The sequence below is a fragment of the Acinetobacter sp. 1424608 genome, from assembly GCF_000588255.1.
GTDB classification, from domain to species: domain Bacteria; phylum Pseudomonadota; class Gammaproteobacteria; order Pseudomonadales; family Moraxellaceae; genus Acinetobacter; species Acinetobacter nosocomialis.
This window is the reverse complement of record NZ_JFXL01000013.1, coordinates 16823-34143: the sequence shown is the minus strand read 5'-3', so window position 1 is coordinate 34143 and position 17321 is coordinate 16823. Positions and strand designations below refer to the sequence as shown.

At 40.7% G+C, this 17321-nt stretch carries 12 protein-coding genes and 1 tRNA gene; 3 read left to right on the top strand and 10 right to left on the bottom strand.

Annotated features, from left to right (window positions below):
* Nucleotides 1-20: 20 nt before the first annotated feature.
* From lptB to J678_RS16625, 5 genes are read right to left on the bottom strand one after another with little or no spacing between them, the layout of a single operon-like run.
* Complete coding sequence (gene lptB / locus J678_RS16645; protein ID WP_002051056.1) at nt 21-767, bottom strand: LPS export ABC transporter ATP-binding protein; 747 nt, start codon at nt 765-767, stop codon at nt 21-23.
* Nucleotides 767-1315, bottom strand: coding sequence for a lipopolysaccharide transport periplasmic protein LptA (lptA, locus tag J678_RS16640; RefSeq protein WP_002051027.1), 549 nt, complete (start codon nt 1313-1315; stop codon nt 767-769). The genes lptB and lptA overlap by 1 nt, the downstream gene beginning before the upstream one ends.
* Complete coding sequence (gene lptC / locus J678_RS16635; RefSeq protein WP_002051045.1) at nt 1299-1847, bottom strand: LPS export ABC transporter periplasmic protein LptC; 549 nt, start codon at nt 1845-1847, stop codon at nt 1299-1301. Before lptC ends, lptA begins: the two co-directional genes overlap by 17 nt.
* A gap of 37 nt (nt 1848-1884) precedes the next feature.
* Nucleotides 1885-2424, bottom strand: coding sequence for a KdsC family phosphatase (locus J678_RS16630; protein WP_004709751.1), 540 nt, complete (start codon nt 2422-2424; stop codon nt 1885-1887).
* 3 nt (nt 2425-2427) lie between these two features.
* Entirely contained in the window at nt 2428-3405 is a 978-nt protein-coding gene (locus J678_RS16625; RefSeq protein ID WP_002051059.1) for a KpsF/GutQ family sugar-phosphate isomerase, read from the bottom strand.
* Nucleotides 3406-3619: 214 nt separating this feature from the next.
* Here J678_RS16625 and cysS point away from each other — a divergent pair, with 214 nt between their 5' ends.
* From cysS to J678_RS16610, 3 genes are all read left to right on the top strand, one after another.
* Nucleotides 3620-5041, top strand: a complete 1422-nt coding sequence (cysS, locus tag J678_RS16620) for a cysteine--tRNA ligase (RefSeq protein ID WP_017393716.1) — start codon at nt 3620-3622, stop codon at nt 5039-5041.
* A gap of 63 nt (nt 5042-5104) precedes the next feature.
* Nucleotides 5105-5180: transfer RNA gene (locus J678_RS16615), tRNA-Gly, on the top strand.
* 214 nt (nt 5181-5394) lie between these two features.
* A complete protein-coding gene (locus J678_RS16610; RefSeq protein ID WP_017393715.1) occupies nt 5395-6408 on the top strand; it encodes a tyrosine-type recombinase/integrase in 1014 nt (337 codons plus the stop codon).
* A gap of 28 nt (nt 6409-6436) precedes the next feature.
* Here the strand turns inward: J678_RS16610 and J678_RS16605 are convergent, their stop codons facing one another.
* From J678_RS16605 to J678_RS16585, 5 genes are all read right to left on the bottom strand, one after another.
* A complete protein-coding gene (locus J678_RS16605; protein ID WP_017393714.1) occupies nt 6437-6634 on the bottom strand; it encodes a hypothetical protein in 198 nt (65 codons plus the stop codon).
* Nucleotides 6635-6770: 136 nt separating this feature from the next.
* Nucleotides 6771-7313, bottom strand: a complete 543-nt coding sequence (locus J678_RS16600; RefSeq protein ID WP_017393713.1) for a glycoside hydrolase family 108 protein — start codon at nt 7311-7313, stop codon at nt 6771-6773.
* 11 nt (nt 7314-7324) lie between these two features.
* Nucleotides 7325-7696, bottom strand: a complete 372-nt coding sequence (locus J678_RS16595) for a hypothetical protein (protein WP_017393712.1) — start codon at nt 7694-7696, stop codon at nt 7325-7327.
* Nucleotides 7697-7800: 104 nt separating this feature from the next.
* Entirely contained in the window at nt 7801-10275 is a 2475-nt protein-coding gene (locus tag J678_RS23890; RefSeq protein ID WP_017393711.1) for a hypothetical protein, read from the bottom strand.
* A gap of 94 nt (nt 10276-10369) precedes the next feature.
* Nucleotides 10370-17305 (bottom strand): GNAT family N-acetyltransferase, encoded by a 6936-nt coding sequence (locus J678_RS16585; RefSeq protein ID WP_017393710.1) that lies wholly within the window; start codon nt 17303-17305, stop codon nt 10370-10372.
* Nucleotides 17306-17321 lie beyond the last annotated feature (16 nt).

Sequence of the window (17321 nt, the reverse complement as noted above, 5' to 3'; positions counted from 1 at the left end):
AATTAGATTAATGACTTTAATTAAACTGTAAAATCATCACCCAAATAGACTTTACGTACCTGTTCATTGTCTAAAATTTCTTGCGGTGTGCCTTCAGCAATTACCGAGCCTTCACTTACAATATAAGCACGTTCACAGATTGCCAAAGTTTCACGAACGTTGTGATCGGTAATGAGTACACCAATACCACGATCTTTTAATGTTTGGATAATATCTTTAATATCGCCCACTGAAATTGGATCGACACCCGCAAATGGCTCATCCAATAGCATAAATTTAGGGTCTGCTGCCAAAGCACGCGCAATTTCCGCACGGCGGCGTTCACCACCCGATACACTCATTCCTAATGAATCTTTAATATGACTAATTTTAAAGTCGTTTAACAACTCATGAAGACGTTGTTGGCGTTGTTGCTTATTCAAATCTTTACGCGTCTCTAAGATCGACATAATATTTTCAGCAATCGTCAACTTTCTAAAGATAGAAGCTTCTTGAGGTAAATAACCAATACCTTTACGCGCACGCTCATGCATCGCTAAGTCTGACATATCGAGGTCATCAAGATGAATCTCGCCCTTATCCATACGCACAAGCCCAACGACCATATAGAAACTGGTCGTTTTTCCGGCACCGTTAGGACCAAGCAAACCAACAATCTGTCCACTTTGCATACTAAAAGAGACGTCTTTGACAACCCAACGCTTACTATAGTTTTTGGCTAAGTGCTTAATACACAAAGTTTGCGGTTGTTGAAGAGCTTGCTGCATTAGTCACGCGCTCCTGGGAAACTTTTAGAACTTGAAGGTGGAATAATAATTTGTACACGGTTTGAAGAAGAACCTTGAGCTTCAACATCACCTTTATTCATACTATATTTCAGAGAGTTACCACGAATACTTGAACCATCTTGGTATAAGTATGCGCCGCCAGACAGAGTAATAATGCCTGTATCTGCATTATAGACAATCGTTTGCCCTTCACCACGTGCAACACCTTTATTGGCATTGATTTGCTGTTGGAACTTAGCTGGTCGGCCTTTGGCAGTAATCACTTGAATTTCACGTTTCGAGTTTAGATTGGCAACAATTGAGTCAGCTTGAAGCTTCATCGTACCTTGCTCAATCACAACATTACCCGTGTAAGTGGTCAAACCAGTTTTGTCATTATAAGTTGCACGGTCTGCGACCAATGAAATTTGTTGATTACGGTCAGACGGCAAAGCAAAAGTCGAAGCAGATGATAAAGCAACGAATGTAATTACCGCAGCTTGTTTTAGGAAAGCTGAAGAACGTTTTAAATTAAGACTTTGGTGCATACTTTCCTCGAATATTAAAAAATTCGTACTGACCGTTATTCAAATTGCCTTTTAATCCTTTACTCACAAACTCGCCTTGTGGAGACTGAACAACCACTTGATGGTTTGTTTCAATGTCTCTGGTTTTTGGATAACCTGTTAGTTCATCGGTTTGGAACTCAATAGTTCCTTGAGGTGCAATCTTGGTTGCGACCACATCGCCCGATAACACAACCTTTTGATTATCATCATATCCATAAGCTTGTTTAGCAAAGAATGTTGCATCAACTTTACCTAATTTATACATAGAGGCGTTAAGCTGATCCAACTTTGACGTTTTTTGTTGCATATCCTGCTCAAGCTGACGAACTTCAGCACGAATATACAAATTGCCTTTGTCATCAGTTTGAGTCAAATGGACGCCCTGCGCCGAATACGTCATATTCTTCGCCGAACCAATGTCCAGTTTTTTTGCCTTGCCACTATAGTAGTAATAACCACCACTCACAGCAGCAACTACTACAGCAACAATATATAAAACTCTGGTATCCATGAGCAGGAATAGCCTACCTTTTTAAGTAATCTTGTTATTAATGCGGTACTGCAAGATATTTTTCAAGAAGTTCTTGGTAAATGCCTTTTGCGATCAGCAACATATCACAGACTTCACGAACAGCTCCACGACCACCCATTGCTTGGGTCACTAAGTGCGCACGGCGGCGCACTTCTTCATGTCCGTTTGGAACGGTAACACTCATTCCTGCAATCGCAAATGCTGAAAGATCTGGCCAATCATCGCCCATATATAAGCAATCTGAAGGCAAAATATTAAACTGTGCACATGCTTCACGAAGTGCTGAGCCTTTGTCTTCACGACCCTGAAAAACGAGGTCTACCCCCAAATCAGACATGCGTTTATCAACAATATTACTTTTTCGACCAGTAATAATGATGACTTTCATACCCGCTTGTTGCGCAAGTTTCATGCCCAAACCATCACGGATATCGAATGATTTAATTTCATCGCCCGTGTTGGTTAACGTCACAAAGCCATCACTCAAAATACCATCAACATCCAGAACCAATGCCTGCAAATGACGTGCTTGTTCTAACAATGCATACGATGCCATGGATTAATTCACCCCTGCCTGAATAAGATCATGCATACTAATTACACCAATCACTTTATTTTGGTCGTCGACCACTACAAACTGACTGATTTTTTTCTGGTTAAGTTGTTGTAACGCTTCTACAGCACGTGCTTCTTGAGAAATAGTTGACGGTTTTTTGGTCATGACCTCAGACACAGGTAAATTCACATCAAACCCTTGCTGTTTATCGATGAGACGACGTAAGTCTCCATCTGTAAAAATACCAAGCAAGTGGTCTTGTTCATCAACAATTGTCGTTAAACCTAAACGCTTATTTGAAATCTCGTAAAGCACTTGATTCATTGGAGTCTCAGGTGAAACTTTTGGTAACTCGTCACCTGTATGCATTAAATGTTTTACATGTAAAAGTAAACGCTTACCTAATGCCCCTGCAGGATGCGAACGTGCAAAATCATCAGCAGTAAAACCGCGTGCTTCAAGCAAAGCAACCGCTAAAGCATCGCCTAAAACCAAAGTCGCTGTCGTACTTGAAGTAGGAGCTAAGCCTAAAGGGCAAGCTTCATCGGACTCACCTAACGTTAAAGCGATATCAGCATTTTGCGGCATTGGACCTTTATCATCACGACTAATCGTAATCATCGGTACGCCGAGATGTTTAATAAGCGGCATAAGCATCATGATTTCATCGCTTTTTCCTGAGTTGGAAATTGCAATAAGTACATCACCGCGAACCAGCATACCTAAATCGCCATGGCCCGCTTCACCAGGATGCATAAAGAAAGACGGCGTACCTGTAGAGGCAAATGTTGCCGCCATTTTTCGACCAATATGCCCAGATTTACCCATACCAGTAATCACAACACGACCTTTACACTGCAACAGTACTTCGCAAGCACGGTTAAAACGGTCATCAATTTGTGTTGCTAATACATCTATGGCTTGTTGCTCAATACGCAATGTAGCTAATGCACTGCTTTGGAAATCTGTAGGATTAGGCATACGAGTTTGACTCAAAATAATTGATCTGATCTCTCAATTGAGATCGGTGATTTTAATCAAAAGATTTGGGGGCATTCTAGCATAACTCAATCAGTTACACGTTTTTAAATGTATAAGATTTCACAAGCTTATAAAATTCATGCATAAAACTTTGTTAAAAATGATGCATCAGTTATGATGTAACACTATTTTTGTTGAGTGTTTGAAAACCCTTATGCAACCGTTTGTTTTATATAACTCTGAGCAACGAAAAAAAGTTGAATTTGTACCTCGCAAAGAAGGTCACATCGATATGTACGTCTGCGGTATGACCGTTTACGACTACTGTCATATCGGGCATGCTCGAGTTATGGTTGCATTTGACTACATTATCCGTTTTTTGCGTAGTCAAGGCTGGAAAGTTCGCTACATTCGCAACATTACCGACATTGACGACAAAATCATCAAACGTGCGAATGAAAATGGTGAAACGATTCAACAGCTCACCACTCGTTTCATCGACGCTATGAATGAAGATGCAGCGAACTTAGGCTGTTTAGCACCAGATGAAGCACCGAAAGCGACTGAATATATCGACCAGATGCAAAACATGATTGGAAATCTGGTCAATAAAGGCGCTGCTTACCCTGCTTCAAACGGCGATGTTTATTTTGAAGTCACCAAATTTGAAAAATATGGTCGCCTCTCTGGCCGTAAGCTTGATGACATGCAAGCTGGCGCGAGTGAGCGTGTTGATGTAGAAGTTGAAAAGAAACATCCTTTTGACTTTGTGCTTTGGAAACATGCCAAAGAAAATGAACCGTCTTGGGCGTCCCCTTGGGGTAATGGCCGTCCGGGTTGGCACATTGAATGTTCTGCAATGTCGACTTGCTGCCTAGGCAACCATTTTGACATTCATGGTGGTGGTTCAGATTTAATGTTCCCACACCATGAAAATGAAATTGCGCAAAGTGAAGCCTCAACTGGTGAGCAGTATGTGAATTACTGGATGCATGTTGGCTTTATTAACGTTGATGGCGAAAAGATGTCTAAGTCTTTAGGCAACTTCTTTACGATTCGTGACGTGATGGAGAAGTTCCACCCTGAAGTGATCCGCTACTTTATTGTGTCTTCACACTATCGTAGCCCTGTGAACTTCTCTGATGTGGCACTCAAAGAAGCAAAAACTTCTTTAACTCGCTTCTATCATTCATTTAAAGCTTATCAACAAGTATATGGTCAAGCGACAACTGAAACGCTTGATCAAAGCTTTATTGAACGTTTTAACAATGGAATGTGTGATGATTTCAATACGGCTGAAGCAATGGCTGTATTGTTTGAACTCAACAAAGAGTTAAACCGTGCTGTAAAAGAAGAGCAAGCTGACCAAGCGGCTGTGCTTTATTCGACATTACGTCACCTCACCAACATTTTAGGTTTGGTACAACACAATGTAGATGATTTCTTAAAATCAGATATTGGACAAGAAGCACTTGCTTTGTCTGATGCTGAAATTGAAGATTTCATTCAACAACGTGTTGATGCTAAAAAAGCTAAAGACTTTGCGAAGGCAGATGCTATTCGTCAGTCTTTACTTGAGCAAGGTGTAGTTCTCGAAGACACCCGTCAAGGTACAGTTTGGCGCCGTGCTGATTAAACGTTCAATTAGATCACAAGAGTGTTGACACTTTAATGAAACACTCTATAATGTGCTCACATTGCGGGAATAGCTCAGTTGGTAGAGCATAACCTTGCCAAGGTTGGGGTCGCGAGTTCGAGTCTCGTTTCCCGCTCCAAAATTTGTTGTTAAAAATCAATAAGCTGAAAGGTTCCAGTAACTTTTCGGCTTGTTTTTTATTGTCGATAGGTCAGCTATGACTATTCAAAATAGTCATATTTCACATTAAAAAACGCTTTATATTTCCGTGCCGCCGCCAAAAAAGTGGGTGTCATTTGTACATCTTCAATTTTTGACGGCAGTGCGCCACCATGAAATTTGGAGTGTTAAAAATGCAGAAACCGACTCGTCGCGGCAACGCTTGGCGTATTGAAGTTCGTTTTAAGGGCAAGCGCTACGCTGCCACTCGTGACACTGCTAGCGAATGCGAACAGTGGGCAGCAACCAAACTATTAGAATTACAATCTGAACAGCCAACCTCAGAACCTGAAAAAATCCATATTTCTTTTCAAGCCCTTTTTGATAAGTATTATCAGGATGAAGGTCGCAAAATGAAAAGCGTCCGTTTAATTGTACAAATGCTCAAATGTTTAAAGAAAAATTGGGGCGAACTAGCAGATGAGTCTATACACAATTTAACCCCTGCTCTAGTTAAACAATGGCGTGATAAAAGATTGAAACAGGTTAAGGGCGCAACTGTCATTAGAGAAATGGCGATGTACAGTTCAGTTTTTGACTTTGCGCGAAAAGAATTATTTTTAACTAAAGAAAATCCATTCAAAGAAATTACAAAACCTTCAGCACCGCCGCCAAGACACCAACGTATTAGTGATGACCATATTAATAAAGTAATTAAAGGCTTGGATTATGAATGGGGTAAAACACCCACACAGCCGAGACACCGTGTCGCGTGGTCTTTTCTGTTCGCCCTTGAAACAGCAATGCGTAAAGGCGAAATTCTAAGTGTACAAAAGTCACTAATCTTTACTGACTTTATCCGACTATTAGACACCAAGAACGGCTCATCTCGTGACGTACCCCTAACAGCTAAAGCAAAAGAAATGCTTTCTTGGTTGCCAGACGATCCAAACGATAGTCGTATGGTCCCTTTAACATCAAACGCATTTAGACTTATTTGGCAGCGCAATTTGCGCCGCGTTGGGTTAGATGGGGTTATTACTTTTCACGATTCAAGACACGAAGCAATCACACGCTTTGTTCATGACTATCGTTTGCCTGTTGAGATTCTTGCTAAAATTACAGGGCACAAAACTATTAGTGTATTAGTTAATACCTATTACAATCCGACCGCATCAGAAATAGCCAAAATGCTAAACGCCGCATAATAAGAAGCCCCTATTTAGGGGCTTTATTTTAAGTATCTTGTTTCTTGGTAAATTGCCACCAAGTTTTGTTGTAATAGACTTGGTTTTGCAAAAAGTTAATTTTTAATTCATTGCCGTTATAATCATAGAGCTTGGTTACTTCCCCGTTTTTATTTATGTCAGCAAGCAAGTTGCATGTGTGCTCCGCCTTGCCTGCCTCCACAACCATAATCATTACTTGCGCCATTTTAAAAACTCAAATTGCCTTTACGCATAATGATACTTGAATATTGTTATTGATTGAATGCGCTGTGCATCCTGAAAACAGAATGCACAATATAGTGATAAAAGTTGCTAGCTTGGTTCTCTTACAAAAAATCACTTTATGCGATCCGGTTGTTAATCCAACCATAAAAGAATTGCTCTTGCGTGGGATTGCGTTCGCAAATTTCTATATAGCGTTGCCCTTGCATAATGTTCAGAACTTTAAGCATCACTTTCTCGCCGTCTTTACCACGCTTAGCAAGGAAGATTTTTAACGCTCCTAATGTAGCTGAACCATAAATACCATCGACGGCTAGATCAGGCCAACCGCCTTTACCTTGGTTATTCAATAGATTCAAAGCCCGTTGTAATAAAGGCTTTGCAAATGCAACACCACAGTTCACACCAGTATCTAAAAGCTCTTCAGCGATTAATGGCGATAGACCATTTACTTGGTCAAAACGAGGATTAATCCAATATTGTTGCTTATAAATTTGCTTTGCCAAATCTAATGGCAAATCACGCATTGGACCTTTCCAACCGTTTACACGTGCAACTGCTTCAGTGATTCCATAATTAGTTGCACCACCACGGTCATTAGGATTATTTACATAACCGCCTTCGCGTTTGATTAGCTCATCAATATAATTATCTACTGACATGGGGTTTTCTCCTATTTGAACAGTGCTTTGAAAGATTCTTTAACTTCAGTGATTAACTCACTGATTGTTTTGCCCTTCCACAACCTAATTGCTTGGTACCAGATACCAATTAAAAGCATTCCGAAAACTGCAAAAATCAACATGATGAAACCGTGGGTCATCGGGTGAAGACTCCCCAAATCTTGGTATTCAATAAAAGCAGAACCGCCGTATAAGCTAATTGTGATGCTGATTGATAATTTAAGAATTACACTTAAATTGATTTTAATTTTTCCTTCAGTATCAATATCCCCGCTAAGCATGAGAGCAAAAATGCCGCCCATTACTGCCGCCCAGATTTTAATTACCCACGGTAAAGATTTAATAGTTAATGGATCATTCATTTTTGGTACCAAGCTAATGTTTTCATTATTTTAGGTATTGGCGTTTTATAAGTATCGAAATCTGTTGACAGTAAAAAGCCCCGAATAGTCGGGGCCTTTTTAAACTATAAAGCTTGAAGCGTTAGGGGTACTTTTTTCCAGACTGAAGCAGTACCCAGTCCACCAGTTACGCAAATCCACTTATCAATACCAGAACTCGGCATTGTGCAATGAATAATGTCACCGATGTTATATTGGATATTCATGAGATTAAGAAATGGTGAATAGCCAATTTTAACTAAACTTGAGACTCCCTGATTACCTGCCACGTGAAACCCTTTGAGTTCAAAAGGTGTAATTTCAAGTACATCATAGGGATTACTACTTCGTGTAGAGACAGCATTTCGATTGTTAGCCAAGCTTGTGGAGCCATAAAGCACTATTCCACTTACCCCGGTCGGAGATTTAACAACAACATTGTTGTATCTACCACCGTCCAATGTTGGATAAATCGTTCTTGTAGGATCTGCCCTTAAATCGTTAATAACAACATTTTCATAGATACCATTCATAGCAGCTGTAGCAGAATCAGTATAAATATTGAATTCACTATTCTTAACTGTGAATCGATCTATGGATCCTGAATATCCGTAATCATAAAGCCACCCTGAGTTATAAATGTTGAATTTACAGTCATCAAATTTTGGATTAGCTCCAGATGCATTAATTAAATATGTTGTTGCCTCAACATTCGCATTTTCGCTTGGGTCATCTGTGAATGTACATCCCTGATACAATGTTCTATCTTCTTCAATATTAGTTCCGTACTGCCCCTCCATGTAACCATTAAAATAGCAGTTAAAGAATTTGAATTGCGGCTTACGTACCCATGCCGTTACACCACCTGCTGGGCTTAAAAAACGACTGGAGTAAAAATGAACATTCTTTGTATTACCACTATCTGCCACGACCTGAGTCGCCGCATTATTAAAGCTTTTTAAATTATAAAAACGAGCATTCCGAATCGGCGATACTTCTGCTTCAATATCCAAACCAGACATCGGCATTGAACGTACTTTCATATCAGACGTTGCAGTGTCACTAAATGAACAGTCATAAAATGAAATATTCTGACCGCCACAGAAGCTACAAGCCTGCCTAGAATTATGATATGAAACGACATTTCTAACTGAGCCAAACACATCTGAAAGTACTTTGTCTGGTTCAGTTAATGAGTTATAGCCAGCAATATAAAAACCATCAAGCAAGTGATCATGGGTATAAATATTTTCTAAAGATAACTGCTTAATATTTACAACACGAAAGCCGTACGCCATCAATTGCCAACCTGTATCTCCGTATTGCCCACCTATAACTTGATTTGCCTGATTACCGTCAATATCAATTTTACCTGAAAAAACAAAACTTTTAATATTTTCAAAATTTACAATATACCCCGTATACGCTCCTGTTACTTTTGCCCCATCCTTAGCCCAAGACGATGTACTTGGATAAAATGGCATAGTTGTTTGAAAAGGCTCTTTCGTATTCTTATCGAAAATACCAAAATAAAGTCCATCTCTTAACTTAAGTTTTGCCCCATCTGATTTAAGCAGAATAGTTTTATTAACCATCTGAGAAAATCCAATGCTTAGCACATGCTCAAATGTGAAACCTTGTCCCGCAACAAAACTTTGTTTACCTACAATATAATTACCATCAGGAATATGTATGCTTATTGCCTCAATATCGGAAGCCATTACTGCTTTAGAAATTTTTACAAATGCTTCATGGTCATATTCATTGTCTGAGCCATCGCCAATTGCTCCGAAATTGTGAGCATTGAAATAACTTGGAGGAACTTGCCTAGTCCATCCATTGAAGATGTTGCCACCATCACTTATTAATTGGTTTACGGCTTTATATTCAAAAAGTCCATTACCTTTATTAAGCCCATAATGGATTGACTTAAGATATACAACCTGACCATTCTTTCTTGGGGTGTAGGCAAGTAAGTCATTCAGAGACTCAAATATGCGCACAGATTTGTCATTAATCTGTTTTTGAGTTTCATCCCCATCAACTACAAATTCGGAAGGTAATCCTAAAACCGGTTTACCAATAACCGCACTTGCTATCCCATCTATATATGCTTTTAAATCTGCTTCACGCTGTTTTGCTAAATCATCATAGGCAATATCAGCTAAAATACGTGCTTTAGTTTCGAAATCTACTAAATGGTTCCATTCCTGCAGAATGGCAGTGATTTTGTCTAACGCTCTCTCCAAAGCATCTGGATAGAAGTTATCGTAATTTGTAATATCAAGAAGCTGATCTACGGGTGTTTTACCCGCGATATAAAAAAATGTTTCAGCGCTAGGCGGGTTAACAAAAGTAACGTATCCCCCCATATTGTCAGGGTTAGTTGTGACCGTATATTCAGACTCGTCAATAAACTCAAATTCGTTACCAACCTTTATCCGTACTCCAACGCCTGTTTCGTCTTCTTGCTCATACGCTCGAAACATAAAGTCAAAACGCGTATTTACTCCGTTACCAACATAAAGTTGGCTTAACCGATCCGATACTTGAACAGTCATAATTGCACCAATAAAAAAGGCTGTAATCTCTACAGCCAATTTTATGTAAGCTAACTAATAAATAGATGGTTACTAGTCCTGCACTGTCAACAGGTTAATTTTCTGGTGTATGTTTCCCTGTTATCGTACCGCGTGTTGCATCGTAAATACTGTCTGGTGCATCTTTCTTGCCTTGGGCTACATCAAGCCAATAACCAGAAGGCTTACCAAGTACAGCAAACGGAATGCCCGTAACGAGGGTCGCTGTATTCATTAAATCTTTTGAAGCTTTACCTTGATTAACTTCCTTATCCTCATCCAAAGCACGTCTTGCATGTTGAATTAGAGAAAGCCCGCTCTCACCCATACTGAATACTGGTGATGCTGTGTAGCGGTCGTTCACAATGGTATCGTCCGTATTGCTAATTGCAGCATTTACCACATTACCAGCATAAGGCACAAATGCCGCAAGCATTTTAACTTGTGAAAGAGCAAGTTTTGCTGAAAGGTCGTCCCACTTCTCATCATCTTTATCGTCATCCTTTATACCGCCTGCAAAAATAATGCTGAGCAGTTCAGACAACATCGAAGGGATAGAGATCATCATTAACGCCACATACGCCAAGCGTGGCGATGCTTGCACCCATGAGCCGTTGCTTGCCTCTAACGCTAACTTAGCTTCTGACATTGATGTGTTCCAAACCATATTGAACCAGTTGTAAAACATCAAAAACATTCGTTTAGCGGGTGTACCACGTTCAAGATTTGAAATACCTTCTGGTGACATATCTGTCATGTATTGTCGAATAACCGCATCAGCAGCATGAACGGCATCGTATTGTGTCATCCCTTGTTCTGTATAGTGATTGAAAGCTGCTTGCCAAGAAATCGTTTCCATTGGTCTTTGTATTGTTGTTTGCAATACATACGCGTGCTTCATAGTGAAATCTTTCACTGTTTGAATTGCGCCCTTTTGAAAAACAATCTCATCCACCGCATAACGGTATTCATCCGCTGCACGGTCGAAACGGGTTTTCATGAAGTCAGACATTTCCATGATGTTATTAGCCATGTCTTCACGGGTAGCAACTGAAGCAAAATAATGGGCCTGAGCTTTTAGCAATTGTTTCGGCGGTACTGCAACAGCAACTTGTGTAAAGCCTGTGAACTGCTCAACAGCATTTTTTAAGTTCCCTGCCATAATCGCGATACCCGTATTGCGGCGAAGTGTGCGGAAAACATTATCTAGCAAACTAATGCCTGAGCTTTCATCAACGGTCTGATTTGCGATTGCTTTCAACCATGGGTTAAAGACTTGTTTAACCCCAAATGGCAATACGCGCTCAATCTCATTTCGAAAATCTTTATTCAACAATAAACGCCCGATTTGTCGAATCTGTAATTCAAGATGGATATAGCGCAATTCTTTATCAAGATGACTTGGTAACCGAGACATATCAAGCTCAAGCTGATCGTGGTATCGATCTGCACGTGACTTGGTAAAGTTCGCGCCAGTCGTGGCGATATCTAATGCAGCTAAGTTATTTTCGGCTAAGTTTTTATCTTGAATGCGGTCTTGCTCATTTGAGCGAATGCGGTCATAAGCGGCAGGCACATAACCGCCCTCATACTCACCAAATGGCGTACTAATAGGTGTACGTGGTAATTCATCAAAATAGCGACCGTTAATTTTTTTATGTGTGATTTGTGCTTGCTCTTTGTATTTATCAAAAAGATTCCAGAGCTTTTGGATGTTATCCATATCTTTTTTGGTAATCACGCTCTCTTTAACCATCCGGCTAAAGAATTGATCCCATGCACTGAAATCAACCGAACCATCTTCTAAACGCGCGCCCCACCCATAGCCTAAAACAAGACGCTCTTTGTTGCTTAAGTTACCTGTATGCAAAATCGCATGGAGCAAAGATTGCTTGCCCACGAAAGTAAAGTTATTAAGTTCAGGTGCAGCAATTTTTGAATTATCGAGTTTGCCAAATCCTTCAAAAATATCGACCACATCTTTAAGCATCTTGGCTTTCTCAATACGATATTTAGCCAAAGCATCTTGCATAGGGTTGATTAGATACGTACGGAATTTGCCACTTGCGCCGCCGTCTAACCAAGTCACCACCTGGTCGACACGTTTTGCTGAAGCGCCTAATTCCATGAACTTAGCTTTAAGTTCTGCGGTCTTATCTCTACCCAATAAAGTTTGCTGAATCTTTTCAACACTTTTCTTACCACCTGTTTGCTGTATTAGTTCTTCACGGACCTGTTCACGCTCAAAGGCTTCATTGGTCGTATGCCAAATCTTATTTTCTTTAGATCGATGCCAAAGTGTTTCGACTGCGGCCATAACTGCATTGAACTGTTCAAGTGTTAATTCGCGATAGTTTTGGTTTTCAGGCAATGCGCCTATGTTCTGTATTTCGGCATATGTGGTCGGGTCATATTTACGAATCAATTCTAGTTGATGCTCATAATTTGTTGATTCGCGGCCAAGATCATATTTGCCCAAAATGCCGCGGGCAGCGGTCACAAAATCAAAGTCACGGTTTTTAGATAACTTCTCGTTATTTCCAAAAACCTTTTTGACTAAATCAAGGTGTTTTTGAATCTGGTCTTTTGCATCGTAACTGTATTTGGTTGCATAGAACTGAACCAATTGATTGCGCTTATGGCGTGCAGCTTCGACCGTCTCCCCCTTTCTAAATGCTTCATTTGCCATGCGCCCTAAACGAGCATCATCTTGTGCACGTACATGCGGTCGAATATCTTTAATTTTTTGGCGTTGAACAATATCTTGAGCAACTGTCTTTGCTGCTTCATTCAAAGCAGACTTGCGGCCAAGCAAACCGTTTAGTGCAGCCATTTCAGCTGAAAGCATACGCGCACGAACATCATTGTGTAATGCGGCTTCGACTGCTTCTATAATGCTTTGTTGATCGAAAAATTCAGAATATTGAACAGCCATACGCGCATCGGTGAGCTCATCAATTTTTTGCTTAGGACTCGGTGAATTAAGCAAGTCACGAATCAATGCATCGCCGCTTTCATATCCGAACATCTCAGCAACTACGTCTGGGTTTTCTCCACCGCGCTGTGCAAAACCATAAGCGCCTTTAGAAATGCTTTGGTAAATACCGCTGTCTCGTCCGTACTTGGCTTCAATCCAATCTAGTGATAACTTGCCTTTAGTTGTGCGACCTTCTGCATAGCGTTGCAGCAAATCCATGTCTTGTGCATAGTCCAGTAACTCTGGATCAACTTTATTTGAATATTGGTTAATCCCGCGTAACTGGTCTGCAAATTTATCTTCAAGTTCACGTGTATCAAATTTGCCGTGTTCATCTAAAGTTAAATAGCCCTCTTCGCTTAGCTTCTCAGCCATAGATTCAATCGACAGGCCTTTTAATTTTGATTTTGAAGAACGTACGACAGGTTTATTGCCAATGCCTGATTTAGTTTTGGCAGCTTCATCAATGCCCCATGTGCTTTCTACTTCATTGGCATCAAGCCCGCCGAATTTAGCAATCGCTTCAAATAGATTGTCGCGTTCAGGCTCAACCTTGGTTGAGTCACGCTTAGCAACTTGGTCAAGCGGTTGACGTAGGAATGCCATAGCCTGATATACAGGTTCTTGTGCAATTTCTTTTGCCATGTCTTCGCGAACGGCAGCGCGCTTTTTATCAGCTTCTTTTTGCAATGTTTTCAGATACTTAGACTTCTGCTTTTGGTACCAAATCATATTGCGCAGGGATTTCTGCTCTAAAGTATTTATAGATAATTCTGTAGCAATTTCATGATCTTGGCGCATTTCGTCATAATCTTTTGGCGAAATACCAAGGCGCATTGCATCATCTTGATGAATTAGCATTTCAAGATTTGATGCGGCTTGTGCTTCAGCAATTGCACTTGATGATGCAAGCATACGGTCCATTACGCCTGTGATATCAGCATTCAATTCTGCACGGTCGTTTATGCCCATAAACTTTTCTATGTTCCGGTACACGGCAATCATGAATTGTCTGAATCGGTTGAAAACTTGCTTTAATGCTGCGCTTGGTGCTTTACCCGTAAAAACATACTGTTCAAAAGTTTCTGCAAACTTTTCGTGTACTTCTGTTTTTTCTGCATCGGTGAAAAAATCCCATTCACCCAGATCAGTTGTTTCTGGTGAAGCCCACTTCATTACCGTTTCCATATCTTCACGGACTTGTGCGGGCGCATCAGGACTTAATGCAATTTGCATATTCATTTCTAAGAAGTGATGCCCTAGCTCATGCACAAAGGTAGAGAAGTCAGCATTTTTGCTTAGAACAATTGTTGAACCATCCTGACCAATGCTGAAAGTAATAGAGCCGCGTGTACCACCATTGGTCTGATTGTATTTCTTGGATTCCAAGATTTTTTGATATTTCTTTTGCTTATTGGCATCGCGCCCTTTACGAAAAGACTGGCCTAAAGCTGTTCGTAATGTTCCACTTGAATCGTGTAATCCTGGTATTAGCCCCCCATTTTCTTCTGCTACATCGTATAGCATTGAAGCAATACCTTTTCTTCTATACCCCTCTTCAACATGTATGGTTGGATTGAATCTGCCGTTGTTCCCATCATCGACAGTATGAAACGAGAGATAGCCAATAAGTTCGCCAGAATTATTAATTGCTAGAAACCCATGCTCACCATCTGAATCTATATCCGTTTTGGCTAAATGGATTAATTCACCTGAACTCAACTCATAGCTTTCATATAATTTTTTATCAAATATTTTTTTTGCAGCAATGGTTAATCTCTCTGACATGCTTTTAGGGTTATTAATATCGTACTTAGGTAAAAAATCATTTAATTTTATAAAACCAGTTTTCTTAATACCGTTTTTACCTAACGCCCCTTCTGCATTAAAAATTCGAATCGGGTAACGGTCAAAGGCTTCTTTTGCGGAAATACCAAGTTTATCGCCTAACGTTGAGTAGAAAGCCGAAGTTAATTCACCCGCTGCACGATTGTATTTAGCCGTAAATGTTCCGACTTTAGCCAATTGGTTTTGTACTTCAGTTGCAACCAACTCTTTTGCATCTTCAGCACTTTCAAAACGGGCTTGCTCAGCCATATATGTATCGGCTTCTTGCTGCATTTGTTCCGTTGTTTTTGCAAGGTTCTCTTGGGCTTCGCGATAAGTTGGCATGTCCGGGCTTGAACGAACGTTCTCAACAAAATCTGTTGGACGCTCAACAACCGACATTGCAGAAACAAACTCATTCACTGGTATCTGTACAGTGCCATTAAATGTTTCCGCTGTGCCCAACTGATCTTGCAGACTTGGTGCTCGTTCAAATAAATCGGTTGGCTCAATATTACGGTCACGCAATAACTGGTTGAAGGTCTGACCATCTATATAAACTTCTTCAACCGCGCCGTGTTCTTCAACTGCCTGTTTGATAAATGCTTGGCTTGCAGAGTCATCACGTTGAGATGTCTTGCTTTCTTTGTTGCGATCAATAAGGTTGTTAAGTACAGCTGCAAACGTACTTGAACGAACAGCATCTTGCTGTTGATCTTGTCGCAATTGGTCTAATGCAAATTGTGCTGTACGTTGGTTTTTAACTTTGGCCGCAGATGTAATTGCTACTTCAGGCGCAGCTGTTGCAACTTCTAACAAACCTTCTAAAGCCGTTTCGACTGGATCGGCTTTTTCACCAACAGCATCAGCCGCACCTTTAACGGAATACATGCCCGCAGCGGACTGAATGACTGCTTGACCTCCGACCGTACGCAACGGACCTCCAAAAGTTACGGGCATTAATGCACCGCCCAATGCTGAATATTTAGCCGAACCCCATGTTTTTGCAGCTGCATAATCAATCTGTTCTTGGCGGGTTAAAAACTTCTCACGGGCTTCTGCCATGTTCTGACCATATGACACCAGTGCATCCGCCGTGCCTGCACCTAATGCGCCTTGCGCAGCATTACCTACGGTTGTTACTCCGCGTACTAACTTAGCCGCTTTTTCTAAGTTCATCACCATAGGGGCATATTTAGCGGTATTTCGTATAAGTGAATTTGTTAAAACACCGCCTGCCCCCGCGCCTGCATAATACCCAACTAACGCAGGCGGTGCTTGTTCAATTAAAAACTCACCCAACACACCTGCATCAGCATTGCTAACCAGTTCTTGTGCCGCACCCAACACACCTGCATCATTTGTCTGTGCTGCAAGTTGTGCTTGGTAAAGCGCTTGTGTCATTTCTTGTGAAGGCGCAGCTTTATTTTTTACTCGTGTTGCCAAGTTAAGAAGGCTATCGTTTCCTGTTGTTGCGCTAATTACTGCGCCTTCTGTCTGACCAATAGCCGCAACAGCACGAATAGCTGCATTTACATATCGATTGCCTTGTTCTTGTGGACTGGTAGGTTCAGCAGTCGCCGTGTGCTCCATCCAATAGACTTGGTTTTCATAGTATTTTTTAAACCGTTCGGCAGACATTACGCCTGCTGTTTTCTTGATGCGGTCGTAATTTTCTTTGAAAACTTGGTCAGATGTTTGGGGCACTAAAGATGTGCTTAGCGTATCCAATAAATTAGGGTTTACATTCGGCTTGACCTGCTTTTGAGGGTCTTCGTAAATACCTAGTTCTTTCAGTCTCTTTTTTTGTTCTGGTGATGTTCCTTTAGACAAAACATTTTGTATGTCTTGATATGAAACAGGTTCATACGGTTTATTCAAACTTGAACCCAATAGTGATACTTTATCGCTTATGTCTTTTAGATTTTCAAAGTCATCAAGTGAAACAGCGGCTTGATTTGGGTTAAGTGCATATTTACCCAATACAGGGTCACTTGCAACCACTTCATTGACGCGCTTTTGAGTGTTTACCTCATCAGCAACAGAAACGATCTGTTCAGGCGTTTCTGTTATCTTGTTATAGTCTAAGCCCAACGAACGTGCAGCCTTACGCGCACGGGCTTCTGTATCAGCAATTTGCGTTGGGTTCTTGCCTTGGTTTAATTCGAATAATTGACCAATTGTCAGATTTGTATTTTGATCAGACATAATAAAAGCACTTAAG

Coding starts and splice junctions, on each gene's coding strand:
- J678_RS16610 (WP_017393715.1), top strand. CDS start 5,395: ATGCAGAAACCGACTCGTCGCGGCAACGCTTGGCGTATTGAAGTTCGT.
- J678_RS16605 (WP_017393714.1), bottom strand. CDS start 6,634: ATGGCGCAAGTAATGATTATGGTTGTGGAGGCAGGCAAGGCGGAGCAC.
- J678_RS16630 (WP_004709751.1), bottom strand. CDS start 2,424: ATGGCATCGTATGCATTGTTAGAACAAGCACGTCATTTGCAGGCATTG.
- J678_RS16625 (WP_002051059.1), bottom strand. CDS start 3,405: ATGCCTAATCCTACAGATTTCCAAAGCAGTGCATTAGCTACATTGCGT.
- J678_RS23890 (WP_017393711.1), bottom strand. CDS start 10,275: ATGACTGTTCAAGTATCGGATCGGTTAAGCCAACTTTATGTTGGTAAC.
- J678_RS16600 (WP_017393713.1), bottom strand. CDS start 7,313: ATGTCAGTAGATAATTATATTGATGAGCTAATCAAACGCGAAGGCGGT.
- lptA (WP_002051027.1), bottom strand. CDS start 1,315: ATGCACCAAAGTCTTAATTTAAAACGTTCTTCAGCTTTCCTAAAACAA.
- cysS (WP_017393716.1), top strand. CDS start 3,620: ATGCAACCGTTTGTTTTATATAACTCTGAGCAACGAAAAAAAGTTGAA.
- lptC (WP_002051045.1), bottom strand. CDS start 1,847: ATGGATACCAGAGTTTTATATATTGTTGCTGTAGTAGTTGCTGCTGTG.
- lptB (WP_002051056.1), bottom strand. CDS start 767: ATGCAGCAAGCTCTTCAACAACCGCAAACTTTGTGTATTAAGCACTTA.
- J678_RS16585 (WP_017393710.1), bottom strand. CDS start 17,305: ATGTCTGATCAAAATACAAATCTGACAATTGGTCAATTATTCGAATTA.
- J678_RS16595 (WP_017393712.1), bottom strand. CDS start 7,696: ATGAATGATCCATTAACTATTAAATCTTTACCGTGGGTAATTAAAATC.